Origin of the sequence: Pseudovibrio sp. JE062 (genome assembly GCF_000156235.1) — a bacterium.
Lineage (GTDB): Bacteria > Pseudomonadota > Alphaproteobacteria > Rhizobiales > Stappiaceae > Pseudovibrio.
In genome coordinates this window covers 288,810-304,172 of sequence record NZ_DS996811.1, presented here as the reverse complement: position 1 = coordinate 304,172, position 15,363 = coordinate 288,810, and the positions used below count along the sequence as shown (strand labels likewise).

The 15,363-nt window shown below is 52.3% G+C and carries 16 protein-coding genes; 4 read left to right on the top strand and 12 right to left on the bottom strand.

Annotation, left to right across the window (positions count from 1 at the left end):
• Window positions 1–869 precede the first annotated feature (869 nt).
• Window positions 870–1,076 (bottom strand): hypothetical protein, encoded by a 207-nt coding sequence (locus PJE062_RS26400; RefSeq protein ID WP_157039226.1) that lies wholly within the window; start codon window positions 1,074–1,076, stop codon window positions 870–872.
• 205 nt (window positions 1,077–1,281) lie between these two features.
• Between PJE062_RS26400 and PJE062_RS18205 the strand changes: the two genes are divergently transcribed.
• A complete protein-coding gene (locus PJE062_RS18205; RefSeq protein WP_037037573.1) occupies window positions 1,282–1,578 on the top strand; it encodes a hypothetical protein in 297 nt (98 codons plus the stop codon).
• Between the two features lie 51 nt (window positions 1,579–1,629).
• Here the strand turns inward: PJE062_RS18205 and PJE062_RS18200 are convergent, their stop codons facing one another.
• A complete protein-coding gene (locus PJE062_RS18200; RefSeq protein ID WP_008551156.1) occupies window positions 1,630–1,980 on the bottom strand; it encodes a RidA family protein in 351 nt (116 codons plus the stop codon).
• Between the two features lie 17 nt (window positions 1,981–1,997).
• The gene (locus PJE062_RS18195; protein WP_008551109.1) at window positions 1,998–3,098 is read right to left on the bottom strand and encodes an FAD-binding oxidoreductase; all 1,101 of its coding nucleotides are present in this window, start codon (window positions 3,096–3,098) and stop codon (window positions 1,998–2,000) included.
• 696 nt (window positions 3,099–3,794) lie between these two features.
• On the opposite strand from PJE062_RS18195, the gene PJE062_RS18190 reads away from it, so the two are divergent.
• Entirely contained in the window at window positions 3,795–4,778 is a 984-nt protein-coding gene (locus PJE062_RS18190) for a TRAP transporter substrate-binding protein (protein ID WP_008551186.1), read from the top strand.
• Between the two features lie 72 nt (window positions 4,779–4,850).
• On the opposite strand, the gene PJE062_RS18185 is transcribed toward PJE062_RS18190, so the two are convergent.
• The 3 genes from PJE062_RS18185 to PJE062_RS18175 form a co-directional block, all read right to left on the bottom strand.
• Window positions 4,851–5,639 (bottom strand): pentapeptide repeat-containing protein, encoded by a 789-nt coding sequence (locus PJE062_RS18185; protein ID WP_008551044.1) that lies wholly within the window; start codon window positions 5,637–5,639, stop codon window positions 4,851–4,853.
• Between the two features lie 483 nt (window positions 5,640–6,122).
• A complete protein-coding gene (locus PJE062_RS18180) occupies window positions 6,123–7,268 on the bottom strand; it encodes a helix-turn-helix transcriptional regulator (RefSeq protein ID WP_008551202.1) in 1,146 nt (381 codons plus the stop codon).
• Window positions 7,269–7,519: 251 nt separating this feature from the next.
• Window positions 7,520–8,767 (bottom strand): NnrS family protein, encoded by a 1,248-nt coding sequence (locus PJE062_RS18175; RefSeq protein ID WP_008550835.1) that lies wholly within the window; start codon window positions 8,765–8,767, stop codon window positions 7,520–7,522.
• A gap of 296 nt (window positions 8,768–9,063) precedes the next feature.
• On the opposite strand from PJE062_RS18175, the gene PJE062_RS18170 reads away from it, so the two are divergent.
• Window positions 9,064–9,771, top strand: a complete 708-nt coding sequence (locus PJE062_RS18170) for a DUF930 domain-containing protein (protein WP_008551035.1) — start codon at window positions 9,064–9,066, stop codon at window positions 9,769–9,771.
• A 2-nt stretch (window positions 9,772–9,773) separates the two neighbouring features.
• On the opposite strand, the gene PJE062_RS18165 is transcribed toward PJE062_RS18170, so the two are convergent.
• Both PJE062_RS18165 and PJE062_RS18160 read right to left on the bottom strand, forming a co-directional pair.
• Window positions 9,774–10,301 carry a DUF1566 domain-containing protein gene (locus PJE062_RS18165; RefSeq protein WP_037037571.1) on the bottom strand — a complete coding sequence of 176 codons (528 nt, stop codon included), beginning with the start codon at window positions 10,299–10,301 and terminating at the stop codon, window positions 9,774–9,776.
• Window positions 10,302–10,790: 489 nt separating this feature from the next.
• A complete protein-coding gene (locus tag PJE062_RS18160) occupies window positions 10,791–11,315 on the bottom strand; it encodes a DUF1566 domain-containing protein (protein WP_008550881.1) in 525 nt (174 codons plus the stop codon).
• A gap of 292 nt (window positions 11,316–11,607) precedes the next feature.
• Between PJE062_RS18160 and PJE062_RS18155 the strand changes: the two genes are divergently transcribed.
• Window positions 11,608–12,336, top strand: a complete 729-nt coding sequence (locus PJE062_RS18155; protein WP_008550914.1) for a bifunctional 2-polyprenyl-6-hydroxyphenol methylase/3-demethylubiquinol 3-O-methyltransferase UbiG — start codon at window positions 11,608–11,610, stop codon at window positions 12,334–12,336.
• 53 nt (window positions 12,337–12,389) lie between these two features.
• Here PJE062_RS18155 and PJE062_RS18150 read toward each other — a convergent pair whose 3' ends face one another.
• The 4 genes from PJE062_RS18150 to PJE062_RS18130 form a co-directional block, all read right to left on the bottom strand.
• Entirely contained in the window at window positions 12,390–13,091 is a 702-nt protein-coding gene (locus PJE062_RS18150) for a glutathione S-transferase family protein (RefSeq protein ID WP_008551201.1), read from the bottom strand.
• A 63-nt stretch (window positions 13,092–13,154) separates the two neighbouring features.
• Window positions 13,155–13,697, bottom strand: a complete 543-nt coding sequence (gene sigZ, locus PJE062_RS18145; protein ID WP_208982385.1) for an RNA polymerase sigma factor SigZ — start codon at window positions 13,695–13,697, stop codon at window positions 13,155–13,157.
• A gap of 120 nt (window positions 13,698–13,817) precedes the next feature.
• Window positions 13,818–14,180 carry a VOC family protein gene (locus PJE062_RS18140; protein WP_008550988.1) on the bottom strand — a complete coding sequence of 121 codons (363 nt, stop codon included), beginning with the start codon at window positions 14,178–14,180 and terminating at the stop codon, window positions 13,818–13,820.
• 153 nt (window positions 14,181–14,333) lie between these two features.
• Entirely contained in the window at window positions 14,334–15,362 is a 1,029-nt protein-coding gene (locus tag PJE062_RS18130; protein WP_008550957.1) for a 2-oxoacid:ferredoxin oxidoreductase subunit beta, read from the bottom strand.
• Between the last annotated feature and the right edge of the window lies 1 nt (window position 15,363).

Sequence of the window (15,363 nt, the reverse complement as noted above, 5' to 3'; positions counted from 1 at the left end):
TTCCAGCAGAAATCGCTCGTTACCAACTGTTCCAATCGTTTTTGTTCTCTTTCCCAGCGTAGTGGCTGGTTCCGTTTTTGTGCAATGCACCAAAGGCCCTAAACTTTATCGAACTGACCAAAGGAATCTCTTTGAGCAATCTCGTTCGCAAGGCAGGTTAAGCTCCTTGGCGTAAACTGCAAGTCTCTCCTAAAAACTTCGGAATCCCTTCATCTTTAAAATGGACCCCGTTCAAATCCCAGTAGGGTAAAGCACTATCTGAACGCCAGAATGAAACCTTTACCCAAGTGTTTGAGCTCAAACTAAAGAACGAGGTGGATAAGTGAAATTGAATGAATCTCAATATAGTTCACATATATAAGAGCGACGGTGAGTATAAACCTCGTTTTCGGCAGTTTATTGCGGTTTATACTTGCATTTGCTCTTAAGGTGGGAAGAGGAAAACTGTGCCCAAAGTGGCAGTTTAACTGAAATATATTTATATCTTAGTCTCTAGTAGAAGTTAGATATACCAGTTCATCACTTCGGCGGATGCGACAACCTGACATAGAAGCAACCCTGTGTGTAGATCACGAACCAGCACGTGCGCACCTGCGTTATTCTGTGCGTTACTATGCAAAATTTTGCGTTTTTATGCGTTGCAATGTGAAATCCGGCTGAAAACAGCCCTCAAAGAAGGCGGCGTACCACTCCACCACGGTAAGATCTCGCTACTGTACCGTGATAGGCCGTGCTTTGCTGATGATTGCTCTTTGCATATGTGCTAAGGGCGCCCTTCACCGAATTAAAAGACCAACGCTACGGTGCTTCACGGCGCGGGCATAAGTTGGCTTGCTCAGGGGCATAAGACAAATCAGATGATAGATGCTTTACGGTACATCGGAATAATCGTGATTTTCGCTGGAACTATCTACTCGTTTCACAAGATCCGTCAGAGGCCAGAATACGAAGAGCTGAGAAAGCGCAATCTCGCGCGTAATCTGAATTTCGCCTTCCTGCTGCCCGCATTTTGGTACAACAAAGAGCCTGCGCTGAAGCCCACCTATGTGAAGCTGGCCAGGATTGGTCTTGCTCATGCGTTTGGCGCTTTTTTCGGGATATTGGGCTATTCTTATCTTCTGGATTTCGTTTACTTCTATATGACTGGCCGATTACCTTTATAATCTCTGATCTGTGACAGAACTTATCCCCCTCCTCCACGCATGTGGCATTCTACATGAACGGATTGCACTCGAAGAATAGGCTCTCAGAGATAACTGGCTGCAGGGAGAAAACCAAGAAATGGACGCCGCGCTCTATATTGGCATCTTCCTGATCTGTATCGGCAGCCTCTTCACCTTTTACAAGATCACTCAGAAGCCAGAATATGACCTGCTTCGAAAGCACTCTTTCGGCAAGAGACATAAGCTCGCTGTTCTAACACCTGCTTTCGGGCGCAGTCAGGATACCGCGCACAGGCACGCATCGGCCAAACTTCTCACGACAGGCATCCTCTACGCCCTCGGCTTGCCTATCACAATCTGGCTCTACGCCACCCTCCTCGCGCTTCTGGAGCTCTATTCGGATGGCCGCTTATAGATCTCAGAGAGAAAGACAATGTCCCCTCTCTGAGGTTAGTGTTCTGCTCAATCAAGCCGTGGCGGCTGTGATGAGGATTTCTACTTTGAGGCTGTTGAGGGCGAGTTTGCATTCGCCGCAGGCGCGGGCTGGTGGGTTTTGCGGGTCAACCCATGCGTCCCAGACGGAGTTCATCTCGTCAAAGTCAGCAACATCGTTCAGCCAGATGGTGGCTTGCAGGATGCGGGATTTGTTGGATCCGGCTTCTTCCAGCAGTGTTTCGATGTTTGCCAGAATAGCGCGGGTCTGATCGGCGGCGGTTTTGCCGTTGGTGTCGACCTGACCGGAAAGATGCACGATGCCGTTGTAAATGACGGCCTGGCTCATGCGTGGGCCTTTGTTCAGACGGGTAATGTCAGACATGGGGTAGTCCTATGCTTTTACGTAAAACGGTGTGGTGAAAGAGCTGCCACGATCTCCTCCGGCAATTCGGAGGGGCGATTGAGGCAGAGGTCTGCGGTGAGGCGGGAAAGGGCCGGGCTAGTCTGGATGCCATAACCGCCTTGAGCGGCCAGCCAGAAGAAGCCGTCTGCATCTGGCGCAAAGCCGACAACTGGGCTGCGGTCTTCAACAAAGCTGCGCAAGCCGGCCCAGCTGTGTTCCACGCGTGTGACGGGGAAGTTGACGGCATTTTCAAACCGATAGAGCCCTTCTGCGAGCACCATGTCGTCCACGAAGGCGTCATGCGGCTCAACAGGATCAGCATCGACGGGTGAAACGAGTAGCTTGCCCGCTTCAGGTTTGGCGTAAAATGGTTCCGCTGCGCCTTCAAACAGAGGCCATTTGCTGCTGTCTATACCCTCCGGCAAGGGCAGAATGGCGGCGGTGCGGCGCTTCGGCGTCAGGCCTACGGTAGTGACACCCGCAAGCTCTGCAATCTTATCCGCCCACGCGCCAGCAGCGTTGATCAGAACAGGTGCGGTGAACACGCCCTTGGGTGTGGTGACCTGCCAGAGATCATTGACGCGCTCGATTGTTGTGGCAGGAGCGGAGAGCACGATCTCTCCGCCACGGGATTTGAGCAGGCGGGCGTAGCCCTGAAACAGGCGGTCCACGTCGATATCGAAGGCATTGGGCTCATAAAGGGCGGAGGACACTTTATCCGGATCAAGGATCGGCACCATCTCCAACGCCTGCTCTGCGCTGCGGGTTTCCAGGCCAACGGCATCCTCTTCGAAGGTTTCTAGCTGATCTTCTTGACCCACTTCCGCCAACATCAACAGGCCGCGCAAGGAAAGGACGGAGCTGTCGCAAATGCCCTGCGGGTTTATGAGCGTTGGCTCAGAAGCGGCATTGAGCGCGCGGATGACTGCATTGCCGTAGTTGCGAATGAAAATCGCGGCAGAACGCCCGGTGGAATGGTGACCAATCACCTCTTCCATTTCCAGCACAGTGGTTTTGGCGTGCTCAGCCAGCTGTGAGGCAGCGCTGATGCCGGCAATGCCGCCGCCGATAACCAGAAAATCGCAGTGCTGTGTCATGGAGAGCCTCACAAAGGGATAAATCAGAAAGCTGATATATCTCCTATTTGGTGAGGCGATGCGAGGGAAAACCGATCTTACGCACCCTTATATTGTCCCTGATACAATTGCTGAGGCCTGCGCACTGCCAGAGGTAAGGCCATCTTGAATATTGGTCAGCCAATTATTTTAAGAGGGAATCTGCGCTGAATTTCCGAATCTCACGGGCTATCAGTGTGGCGAGAGGCGGACTGTCTACATCATTTGGTCGACCTATTTATAGAATTTCTCGAAATCTAAGTACGTATTGGTCGGCAATTTCCAGATGGATTACAACGGGTGTTTGATAATTGATCTGTAAATAATATGAATGATTTCTAAGCTTTATGAAGTTGTATGTGATGTATATGAGCGATTTGGTGCCTGGGATAGCTTTAATATAGCAACAAATACATAAACAACATAGGTCGCATAGAAAGGCTATAGTTTATGTGATCCATGTCATCTTTATTCTATTTAAAATCCCAAGTTTGTCAGAAGCGCGACCAATTGTCAGTGCCAACACCTAGAATTGATATTTTGGTTGACCTTTTAATGAAATTGGTCAGAAATACCAGCAAGAGATGTTGCCGAGGGGAAGTTCGGTCTCATTTCGTAATTCGGGAATTCCGTACCAGATGCTTCTTGTCTGTGTACTTCAAGGGAGAATTTAGAAGAATGTTCCGCAAGTCTCATTTAATTGGTGCTGTGCTTACATCTGCTCTTATGGTGGGCGCTACTGTTGCAGAAGCAAAGACCTTGAAAGTCAGCCACAACCTGCCGACTGACAATCCGGCACATATCTCTCTGGAGTTCATGGCAAAGCGTGTGAAAGAGCTTTCCGGCGGCGATGTTAAAATGCGCATCTTCGCAAACGCTCAGCTTGGCACACAGCGTGAATCCGTTGAACTGATGCAGAACGGTCTTCTGGACATGGCCCGTTCCAATGCAGCAGAAATGGAAGCCTTTGAAGAGTCTTACTCCGCGTTGACCCTCCCTTACATCTTTGAGAGCGAAGAGCACTATTACAAAGTGCTGACCTCAGATGTTGCTGAAGACGTCTTCATGGCTTCCAAAGACAAAGGCTTTGTTGGTCTGGCATTCATGGTAGACGGCTCCCGCTCGTTCTACGCCAACAAAGCGATCAACAGCCCGGCTGATCTGAAGGGTATGAAGATCCGCGTGCAGCCATCACCATCCGCAATCCAGATGGTAGAACTGCTCGGCGGTGCGCCAACCCCAATCTCCTTCGGCGAGCTGTACTCTGCTCTGCAGCAGGGCGTGGTTGATGGTGCTGAAAACAACCCGCAGGCTCTGGTTGATGTGCGTCACGGTGAAGTTGCAAAAGTCTACTCCCGTGATGAACACACCATGATCCCAGGCGTTCTGATGGTCTCCACCAAAGTGTGGGATGGTCTGGAAGCGGACAGCCAGAAAGCGCTGAAAACAGCGGCGCGTGAGATGATGGACTTCCACCGCGATCTTTACAGCAAGCAGACCCTTGAAGCGATTGAAGCCGCAAAAACCAAGCTTGAAGTGAAGTTTGTGGAAGTTGAAAAAGGCCCATTCATCAGCGCAGTTCTGCCAATGCATGACGCGCTTGCAGAAAAGTCACCTAAACTGGCTGATCTGGTTGCGCGCATCAAAGGCCTAGCAAAATAAGCAAAACACTCTCCGGGCAATGAACTTAAAACCCCGTCTCATCTGAGGCGGGGTTTTTGTGTTCTGAGGGGCTTAATCCGGATCCACCTTGATGCCCAGCCCCTGCAGCAGCAGATGTTGCTGGTTGGCGGAGATCATCATGCCGCGGTAGCCGCGCAGGCTGGTGAGGAACATGGCACCCAGGTTAGCGCCTCTCAAATCTGCGTAGGTGAGATCCAGATCATCGGTTTCAGCATCAGAAAGCGTGGTGCGTTTCAGGTCTGCATTGGTGAGGTTGGTGTTGGTCAGATTGCTGCTGGTCAGATCGCAATCCGTCATGATGCACTCTTCCAGATCAAGGTCAGATAGCGTTGCGTAGTTCAGCTGGCAATCCGTGAAAGTCGCGCGGGTTTTCAAAGCGCGTTTGCCCGCAACCTTGCCAAAATCACACCCCTCCAGTGAAGCGCCGGTCAAACGGGAGTTCTGGAAGGTGATGCAGAACATTTGCGAATAGGGAAAGGTGGTGAGGCGCAGGTCGCAGTTGTGAAACTCCACATTGCTCAGGTCTGCATGGCGAAAGCAGCCGCCTGCCCGCGTATCGGCGTAGTAAAAGCTGCAGTTTTCAAACTTGGCGTCGCGCAGATCGCAGCTTTTGAACGTGCAGGCCGGGAACTGCGTGTCTTTCCACCTGCTTTCGCGGAAATCGATCCCGTTAAAGTCACTGCCCGGCTCAAAGCTGCAGTTGTGAAACGCCACCTCGCGCAGGTCCTTCCCCTCCAGCCACGAGGCGTCCAGCTCTGCATCCTCAATTGGTTTACCAGACTGCAAAAGCGCAGAGAATGTGTTGAAGGTCAGAGCTTCGGAAATATCTGAGGAGGTCATAGGAGCACCGTGATGAACAAGGAGACAGCCACTCTGCCATGGGCGATGACAGCGTTCAATCCAGTGGCTTCAATTTAGCAAGAAAAGACCGGCGTCGCCTTTTGAAATATGGAAGGCTAAGCCGGTTAGGCAATAATTTGTAACAATACAGGCGGCTTATTTCCCAAGCAAACAAACCACCAAACAGCAAACTTAAGGACCGAATTGCGGCTGAAGGTGTGCCTTCTGTGCCAAGGCTGCCCCCGAAAACCTGTGCTCCCGACGCCTCTTGTTTGCTGAGTTAAATTTACTCAGAATTTTCCGAGGCGACTTGATGCAATTGCACTAATTTTCTGCAGAAAAACATAAAACTCTAAAATTCAAGGGTAACGCTCTGATATATCTAATGAAAATATCAGATTATTTTTCTCGCCTATATGTCAGATGCATGAAAATGAGAGGGTGTGTTCAAGGCACTGAGGGAAATCCCTGAATGAGAATGTATCAGGCCTGCCAGGGGTAGCGGGAGAGTGTCGTCATCACCAGCCGGACGATCTCCGTTTGTGAGCCAACGTCCAGTCGTCTTGAAACGTTTGCTATATGGTTCCGCGCTGTATTGTAAGAAATGCCGAGCAGATCAGCCGCGTCTCGCGTGGACGCACCGTTGGTCAGCGCCTTCACAACCTCGGTTTCCTTCGGAGTCAGATTCAGCAGATGGCTGATCATCTTATCGGGCACATCGGCAAAATCGGTCGGATCAAACACCATGAGAAGACAGAATTTTGGTCTGGCCAAAAACTGCGAAAGATAGTCAGGTGCGTCCTTCTGGGTCTCGATGGGCTGAATGAAGACCAGCGTGTTCGGACCGAACTCATTGCGGATGATGACCGGTGACGGCAGCGTGTTGGTGTAAATGCTCTGCTTGATGGCGCTTTCCAGCGCTGTTGCTTCATCCAGTGCCTTGGCGGAAACGCGCATATAGCGGCCAAGCTGCAGGTTGGTGTGCTTGCTCAGCAGCCGCTCTGCCCGGCCGTTCATCACCTGCACGCAGCAGTGCTCATCCACCACCAGCGCGCTAAAGGGCATCTGCTCCAGCCAGAACTTGCCCAGATCCTTTGTCGGCGCCACCGCTTCGCGCATGCGGCGCTGCAATGCGAGCTGAAATGCGTTGCGGAAGTAAGGCTGCAGGAACTTCACTTCCTCATAGAGCTGATCTTCGTCCTTCTCACTCACACCATCCGGCAGACAGATGTTCACATAAGAACACAGACCATCCTGCCGATCGATCATCAGAGTGATGGCACGGTCGATGTTGTTGTTGGCTTCAATGAACGTGCCAACATAATCCGGATGCACATCTTCCTTGCGAAAATGACGATGCGGGCGCACAGGGCCTTCAATATCCACGCTGCGGAACACGGCTGGTAGCGGATTGAAGTGAGCCACCGGGTCAAACGTGGAATGGAATGTGTGGCCCACGTTGAGCACCTTGCGATAGTCGTAGTGACTGTCCACCAGGCTCTGTACGTTGATGGCAAAGGGAAATTCTGAGTACTTTGTCTGCAGTTGCTTCAACGCGTTTTCAAGCGGCTCTTCATTCATGAAGGTCCGGAAAATATCGCTGATACTCTGGTCCAGAAGCGGTGTCATATCTGGTTGTCTGCAATTGGGCTCGATGTGAAAGGGTCAAATCGGCAATCAAAGATCTCTAATAAAGAAACCGCTTAAGTATTGAGCTGGCTGACTGGTTAAATCAAGTAAGTTGACTGTTTGATCAAAAAAGAAATTGACGTTGCGATATATCAGCAACAGTGCATAAGTATATATTAGGGGATGCTGATAGTCTGATTGCATATGAAATGAAAAAGGCCCGGATAGTGCCGGGCCTTCTTGAGAAGCGATTAAAAGCGGGGACGCGTGACAATGCCCCAATACCTGCCGGTGAACAGGCCAAAGGCGCCCACCCAGCACAGCGCGGAAACGCCAAGCACCACGAAGTAGCCTTCCGGATAAAGCAGGATGCCGAACACCCGCACCGCAGCGCTGGCGACGATGAGATAGTAGATGGCGATCTCCACCCATGTTGGTACCAGTGGCCGACCGGAGTGACCCAGCGCACTGCGGGTCATCATGGCCAGCATCATGCCAGCCATGGAGCCAACGGTGATGGCATGCACTGCCAGCACCTGATCCCACGGCATGTCCAGCAGAGCCCCTGCCCGCAGAAGCAAGGCGATTGGTAACCAGGCGTAAGACACAGGCAGGATCCAGAGGATCGGCTTGCCCCAGGTGATCTGCGGCTGCCACAGCCCCATTTTGAAGAAGTGCAAACCGGCCAGAACCAGAAGGCCAACAGCGCGTACAGTCGCGGCTTCATACGTCAGGCCGTAATAGATATCGCTGACCAGCAGCAGCACCATGCCAAGGCCGATGATGTCTTCCAGACGCTGACTGCGCACGGCACGTCTTACGCCCAGAGCGTTGTTGGTGAACAGCGGAATGATGCGGCCACCGATCACTGTGATGAAGATCGCAAAGACATCCACGGCCCACAGGAACACATCCGCGCCATCATAGCTGATCATATCCAGCGCAATGGCGTGGAACAGTCCGTTGCCAACTGCGAGGACCAGCAGCAAGGCAACAGTGAAATAGTTGCGCGTGTTTTTCGCCTGATATAGCGGAATGGCTATGCCGAGTGCGGCAAGAGGCAGGAAGAGAAGGTCAATGATCTGACCGAGGGAGCCAAGCGGGCCACTGCCGACAAACAACAGAATTCGTGCTGCCAGCCACATGCCCAGCAATCCACCCAGCACAAGGCCGTTGGGCGTTTTCCGCCCCGTCCAGTTTTGCACGGCGGTGTAAAGAAAGCCGATGAGAATGGCGACGGCAAAGCCGAAGATCAGCTCATGGGAATGCCAAAGCACACCGTCCAGCGGGCCGTTGATGTCTACAAACCCGATGATAGAGGCCACCCACAGCGGAACGCTGATGGCTGCATAGGCCGCGCCGGCAATATAAAACGGACGAAAGCCGAGGGATAAAAAAGCTTCCCAGGAAAAGGCAAGTTTAGCGCCGGGAAGGTTCGGCATGGTATGAGTTTGCTGCATGTCTTCGGTCTCGGTCGGCGAAGGCTTGGCCCCGCTCATTTTTATCTTCGTACAGAAGGCACATTCGACCAGTGTGATGGAGTGAGGTCGAACTTCCCCAATTAACACCCCTTATAAACATGAATGTAATATTCATATTTGTGCAATGTCAAATAATTCTAAAATAGCTTGTCAGACGCGCGATACCTGCCATGCGCTGTGCGCAGGTTTTAAACCCTGGCAACAATCTCTAATCAGTTGCGGGTAAAGTGAAATGTGAGGGATGACTGCCGGATTTTCGCCGTGTTCTGCCACAACTCTGAGTGCAATCAGGGGTAGGATGCAGGTGTGATTCCGTGCAGGTGCTGCAAGCAGAACGAACAGACTATGTATTTGTAGGATCTAACAAGACCTACACGATGCTTTTCACCTTCTCGCTTCTGGCGCATCTGTTTGCCTTCTGGCTGCTGGCCATGTCCAACCTACCCCGTGGGTTTCGTGCCCGGCCCGTCAAAAGCATTGGTGTCGAACTCATCGGCACGGCCCAGTTTGAAAAGCTGTTCGCCCCGCCTGTTGTTGAGGAGCCGCCTACGGCCTCCCTCTCCCCTGCTCCAATCGTGGAGGACAAACCGCAGGAGCTGCCACCGCCCGTGGTGCGGGAGGAGCCAGTCAAAGGCCCTCAACCGGTGATCGCCGACAACTTCCAGCTTGGCCGCCTGCTGGAAGCACCGGAGAACAAGGAACTGAAAGAGTCTCTGGTTCTGTTCGACCCATCAGATCAGCGTGAACAGCTGTGTAATCTGGAAGTGATGGAGCAGATCCATCTCTGGAACGAGAGCTTCAACCCGGAACGCGTGGTCGCCTTCGCCTACAAAGACCCGGTGGTCTTCGGCGACACCGTCACCGCAGAAGGCGCCGCTTTCCGCAGCAAAGGCGAATGGTACCACCTCACCTATAAATGCACCTGGAACCCCACCACAAACCTCGTCACCGCCCTGGAATTCCTAAGCGGCGACCTGATCCCCCACAGCGAATGGGAAGACCACTTCCTGTTTGCTCAGTAGGATTAGTTGGTGTCGCGTACGGCGCGGACGGCGAGGGAGTAGCCTTGGCTGTGAAAGTCGAGGGCGTAGCTTTTGAAGTCCAGATAGTAGTACATGCGCGTCAGGTCTTCATCTTGCGTTGTTGACCAGAAGTGCGCGGATTCTCTGAAGATTGGTAGTCTCAGATCCGGGAACAGCGTGCGAAGCTCTTTCCTGTTGGCACAGGTTGAGTAGAGCAGGCTGAAGAGTTCCTGAATGGTTGGCAGACGCCAGCCATTCTTATTGTCCTCAAAGCGCAGCACGGCTTGATCCTGCGAGATCAGCAGTGGTTCGCCATAACAGCGGCGCTTCTTTGAATCCCATCGGGTGCCCTCTGCACAACGCTTCCATTCCAATGGCTGGTCCAGCTGCTTCACAAAGGGGCCACTTACAGAGAACCTATCGCGGATATGAGGTTTGTTGCTGCAATCGACTTCGGCAAGTGTTGGGGCTGGCAAACTAAGAGCAAAAAGGGTGGCAAACCCGGCCAGTGAAAATGGTCGTTTCGTCATTATTATTGGTCGCAAAGTGCTTTAAAGAAATCCGCCTAATATTTCTCAGGCTGGGCTCTGAGTGTTAAGCGTTTAATCTACAATAATCCTGCGCGCTATTAGTCTTGTTTTTCTTTGATCTTCAACCCCCTTGCTTACACTTTTCTGTGTATGCGGCGGGGATGAAAGAAGCCTTTGAGCCACTTGCTTTTTACTGCAGCTGCAAGTGTTTGTTTTGTATGACTATTACATCTTTAGATTGCAAATCATGATGCTGCAAAATTTATTAGATTGAGAAAGAAAAATCGGGAAAACACCTATCCGAAACATATCGAAAGCCGTTTTTAGCCGAGTCAAAAGCCCGAAAATGACAGTACAAGCCTCAATGCAAGGGAATCCCTTGGTAAGGTCATCTGGGAAATGAAGGTATCGCGGGCCTAAAAGTGCGCTGTGAAGCTCTGAGCGAAACCTGCTGGCAGAACACTACGCAGTGCGCCTTTAGGGAGAGGTTTACTTGCTGTCGCGCACGGCGCGAACGGCGAGAGAGTAGCCTTGGCTGTGAAAGTCGAGGGCGTAGGTGACGAAATCCAGATAGTAGTACATGCCTTCCAGCTTTCGATCACCCGTGGCAGACCAGAAGTCGGCATAGTCGATGAATGCAGGTGTTGCGAGGTCTGGAAAGATGGCGTGAAGCTCTTCTTTTTCAGCGCATGTGGAATCCAGAAGACCGTAGAGTTCGCGAATAGTCGGGAGGCGCCATCCTTCTGCGTTATCAGTAAAGTGGGAAGCGGCCACATCCTGAGTGAGTTCCAGCGGCTCGCCGGTACAGGTTTGTGCCTCGCTTTCCCATGCCATGCCTTCAGCACATCGCTTCCATTCCAAAGCATATCCGGTCTGCTTGACCAAAGCGCCGTTGACAGTGAACCGTTCTTGCAACGGTGGTTTGTTGGTGCAGTCCAGTTGGGCATGGGCTGGAAGAGCTGTGAGGCTGCCGAGTAAAGTGGCGGCGATGAGAGAAAGGCCTGTCTTTTTCATTCTGTAATGTCGCAAAGTGTTTTCTAAAAAAATGGATTCGTTGTTTGAATGATGAAGTAGGCTTCTCTGACGAGAAATAATGTTGTGTTTGTGGCGTGGCAGGATCTTTGATGATTAAACTGTGCATGCTGCAAGGAAGGGACGGTCGTCTTTCTCTGATTGGAGAAATGGAGCGCACTCACCTCATATCGGAAGCCTGCCGAATTCTGTTTTATGAATTTACATGCCGGGATGACCAACCCATACCTCTATAGGACGGGTCATCGGCGCAAGAGATTTTGCGAGACTATATATGAGCTACGAAGATCACTATGAGATCCTGCTGGCTGAACATTATACATGGATGTTCCGCATGCCTTTTGATGAAAAGGTTGCTGAGCAACGGGCGCTGCTGAAACGGGCTGGTCTCAGTCAGGGTCAAACCGCGATTGATCTTGGTGCTGGCTCCGGCTTTCAATCCATGGCGCTGGTGCAAATGGGGTTTGAGCACGTGACTGCCGTTGACACCTCGCCTCACCTGCTGAAGGAGCTGCAACAGCGGGACCATGGAGATCGGATCACCTGTTTGCGAGAAGACATCCGCAATGTTTCAGCGATTATTTCAGTACCTGTCGATGCTGCGCTGTGTATGGGCGACACGCTCACCCATCTGGGCAGTGTGACCGAAGTAGAGAAACTAATTGCAGATCTGGCTGGTGGCCTGAAACCCGGTGGCAAACTGGTGTTCTCCTGGCGCGATCTGAGTAATGTGCCGACGGGTGTAAATCGGTTCATTCCAGTGAACAGTGATGAAGACCGCATCATGATGTGCTTTCTGGAAGATCAGGAGCAACACGTGATGGTGCATGATCTCATCCATGTGCGCACCAACGACGGCTGGCAGTTGAAACGCAGTGCTTATCCAAAAATCAAACTCTCTGCTGATGATGTGCGGCGAGCCTTCGCGGCACACGGGCTTGAGGTGGAAAGCGATTTTGTGGAGCGAGGCATGATCGTGATGACGGCGCATAAAGCGCTGTAACGCTCGCACTACCAAGAAGAGCGGATTGGGGCCGCTCTTCTTGTGTCTCCGTCTTAACAGCAAGCGCCTGTTTTACAGACATCTTCCTTTGGAGAGTCACAGCACTTCCCGGAGCCCAGATAAGTCTGGTCGGAGAGGTAGAAGTTGACGAACAGCTCTTCAAAGTCTTCTGAAACGGACTTTTCTGCCAGACCTGTTGCCAGCAGACGTTTCTGCCATGCCTTCACAGAGGGGAAATTCTTCACGAAATCATAGCCCGCATGGCGCTGGATGATGTCTGCCCGGTGAAGCAGAGGCAGCCATGCCATATCCACGTTGCCGGGCTGAGGGCCGAAGAAGAACCCCTCCCCCGAGATCTGCTTTTCGGCTTTGGCAAACAGGGCATTCAGCTTTTCAGCGCGTTCTTCCAGTGTGGCCCTGTCATGACTGCGCATGGTGCTGCACTGAACCAGATAGTTCTTGGCGGCTTGATAGCTCCACGCCCGCTCAATCGCCTTTTGCTCTGGTGAAAGCGCAGGATGCAGCGGCGGTGCGATTTCGTCGATGTACTCGACAATGGCATCTGACTCAAAGAGCGCTGTACCGTTTTCGGTGATCAGCACAGGCACTTGTCCATTGGGGGAGATTTCCAGGAACCAGTCGGGCTTGTCTTTCAGGCTGATGTAGTCGATTTGATAGGGCATCTGCTTGGCTTCCAGCATGGCAGTGACGCGCTGGACAAACGGGCAGATTTTATAGCTGATGATCTTGAGCATCTTTGTATCCTCGTTGTGTTTCGCCTGTTAGACGGACGAGGACGAGAAAAGACGAAAGAAAATCTAGCAATTCTTACAGCTATCTGATTTTTCTTGATAATCTGCGACGCGGCCTTCGGTGTCCAACGTCATCTTGCAGCAATCCTCATAGAGTTTACGCATCTGACCGCGGCTCTTTTGCACCCGGGACTTCAGCGTGGAGTAGCTGATGCCCATCTCTGCGGCCAGATCCTTCTGCGAGATTCCCTCCAGATCAATACGGGTCAGCAGCTCGGCACTGTCATAAGGCAATGAGGCGATGAACGGGCGGATGCACACAGCCAGATCCTGCTCGATGCTGGCGGCATCCTGCTTGTGCCAATCCTCAGCGGCGGAGGTGTCACTGCGTGTGGCGTTCTTGCGGTAATGGTCGATGATGGCATTGTTGGCGACCTGAAACAGCCAGGACTTGAGCGCGGTCTGGTCTTTTAGCTCACCGCGTTTCTCAAAAGTCTTGATTAAAATGTCCTGCAGAAGATCGTCCACATCCGCCGGATTGCTCAGCTTGGAATGCAAAAACGCTTTGAGCGCCGCGCGATACTCCTGCCAGATCTTTTCCAGTGTCATGTCCATTCCCCGCATCTGTTCTGGCCGCAGACGTGGGAGGTGAAACACACTCTGTCAAGGCAAGAGCCCGCAAATGGTTATATTCGCAGGCTCTTTCCGGTTTTGAACGTGAAGGGCGCGTTAAGCGACAGGTTCCCAAAGTTCAATGGGATTGCCTTCCGGATCATGAATTCTGGCAAAGCGGCCAATACCATCCATGGCTTGCTCCTGAGAGATCTCAATAGAAGCCTCACGAAGCTGGTTGAGCATCCTGTCCAAATCAGCCACGCGGAAGTTGAGCATGAAGTTGTTCTGTGGCGGAAAGTAATCCGTGTCCTCAGCGAAGGGTGAAAACACGGTGACGCCTTCATTCGACACCCAAGGCGTCATTTCCATATTTGTCGGCGCCAGATTGATGCCCAAGTGTTGCTCGTACCACTGAGCTATGGCCGCAGGATCTTTCGCTCTGAAGAAGACACCGCCAATACCCGTTACTTTTTCCATGTTGTTCCCCCCAACGATATTAGTGCGCCCATACTCATCAATTGCTCAGAGCTTCGCAAGGCATAAGCGTCCTGAGCTGAGGGGGAACTGAGATCTGAGAGGATTTCAGCAGAGCCAGAAAGGAGAACCATCAGGCTCCGCTGAGTTTTAAGCTTAAGCTGCGTCTTCTCCCACATCCCACGTTTCTGCAGCGCGTAGGGTTGCGGAGAGGCGGGTGAGTTTTTCGTTCATGCTCAGCGGTTTTTCTGGCAGGCCAACGCGGCTGGCGGCACCAAACTCAGTTGCAGGCTCGCGGAACAGGATGCCGAGGACGGTTGGTTCACTGTCTTTTTCGCCCAGCTCTGCCAGAGCAACAGCCAGTGCGTGGTTGGTCTCATCATGCACCAGCAGATCTGCTTCCGTGCAGCCGCCCTCTTCCAGTGAAACGACTTCCAGTCCAAAGCCACCTGCTTTTGCGCGGATGCCTTTGTCTTTATTAACGCCAAATACCATGGGCTGACCATGTTCCACCACGATGGTGTGGTCTGGCCCCTGCTTTTTGTCCTTCAGGTGATCAAACACACCGTCGTTGAAGATCACGCAGTTCTGCAGCACTTCCACAAAGGCTGTGCCATCAAACGCGCGGGCAGCTTCCAGAATAGGACCAAGCACTTTGGCCTGCGTATCAATGCTGCGCGCGATGAACTTGGAGCCAGCGCCAATAGCGAAACGGGCCGGATTGAGCGGCATTTCCACTGTACCACCCGGAGAGCTCGGCGTGCGTACGCCCTTCTGGGAGGTTGGCGAATACTGGCCCTTGGTCAGGCCGTAGATCTGGTTGTTGAACAGAACGATCTGCATATCCAGATTTCGGCGCAGGGCATGGAGCAGATGGTTGCCGCCGATGGATAGGCCGTCACCATCACCAGTGAACACCCAAACATCCAGTTCCGGATTGGCCAGCTTGGCACCGGAGGCAATGGCAGGTGCGCGGCCATGGATCGTATGGAAGCCATAGGTTGCCATGTAATATGGCAAGCGGGAGGAGCAACCGATACCGGAAACACACAAAGTGTCCTCCAGCTTTGCGCCCGTATCTGCCAGCATCTTGTGCAGGCTTTTCAAAACAGCGTAGTCGCCGCAACCGGGGCACCAGCGAACATCAAGGGAGCTGGCGAAATCTTTTGGTTTCAGATCAGTCATG

Coding starts and splice junctions, on each gene's coding strand:
- PJE062_RS18195 (WP_008551109.1), bottom strand. CDS start 3,098: ATGACACAGCACTGCGATTTTCTGGTTATCGGCGGCGGCATTGCCGGC.
- PJE062_RS18165 (WP_037037571.1), bottom strand. CDS start 10,301: ATGACGAAACGACCATTTTCACTGGCCGGGTTTGCCACCCTTTTTGCT.
- PJE062_RS26400 (WP_157039226.1), bottom strand. CDS start 1,076: ATGAGCAAGACCAATCCTGGCCAGCTTCACATAGGTGGGCTTCAGCGC.
- PJE062_RS18150 (WP_008551201.1), bottom strand. CDS start 13,091: ATGCTCAAGATCATCAGCTATAAAATCTGCCCGTTTGTCCAGCGCGTC.
- PJE062_RS18190 (WP_008551186.1), top strand. CDS start 3,795: ATGTTCCGCAAGTCTCATTTAATTGGTGCTGTGCTTACATCTGCTCTT.
- PJE062_RS18140 (WP_008550988.1), bottom strand. CDS start 14,180: ATGGAAAAAGTAACGGGTATTGGCGGTGTCTTCTTCAGAGCGAAAGAT.
- PJE062_RS18205 (WP_037037573.1), top strand. CDS start 1,282: ATGGACGCCGCGCTCTATATTGGCATCTTCCTGATCTGTATCGGCAGC.
- PJE062_RS18180 (WP_008551202.1), bottom strand. CDS start 7,268: ATGACACCGCTTCTGGACCAGAGTATCAGCGATATTTTCCGGACCTTC.
- PJE062_RS18155 (WP_008550914.1), top strand. CDS start 11,608: ATGAGCTACGAAGATCACTATGAGATCCTGCTGGCTGAACATTATACA.
- PJE062_RS18160 (WP_008550881.1), bottom strand. CDS start 11,315: ATGAAAAAGACAGGCCTTTCTCTCATCGCCGCCACTTTACTCGGCAGC.
- sigZ (WP_208982385.1), bottom strand. CDS start 13,697: ATGACACTGGAAAAGATCTGGCAGGAGTATCGCGCGGCGCTCAAAGCG.
- PJE062_RS18175 (WP_008550835.1), bottom strand. CDS start 8,767: ATGAGCGGGGCCAAGCCTTCGCCGACCGAGACCGAAGACATGCAGCAA.
- PJE062_RS18200 (WP_008551156.1), bottom strand. CDS start 1,980: ATGTCTGACATTACCCGTCTGAACAAAGGCCCACGCATGAGCCAGGCC.
- PJE062_RS18130 (WP_008550957.1), bottom strand. CDS start 15,362: ATGACTGATCTGAAACCAAAAGATTTCGCCAGCTCCCTTGATGTTCGC.
- PJE062_RS18185 (WP_008551044.1), bottom strand. CDS start 5,639: ATGACCTCCTCAGATATTTCCGAAGCTCTGACCTTCAACACATTCTCT.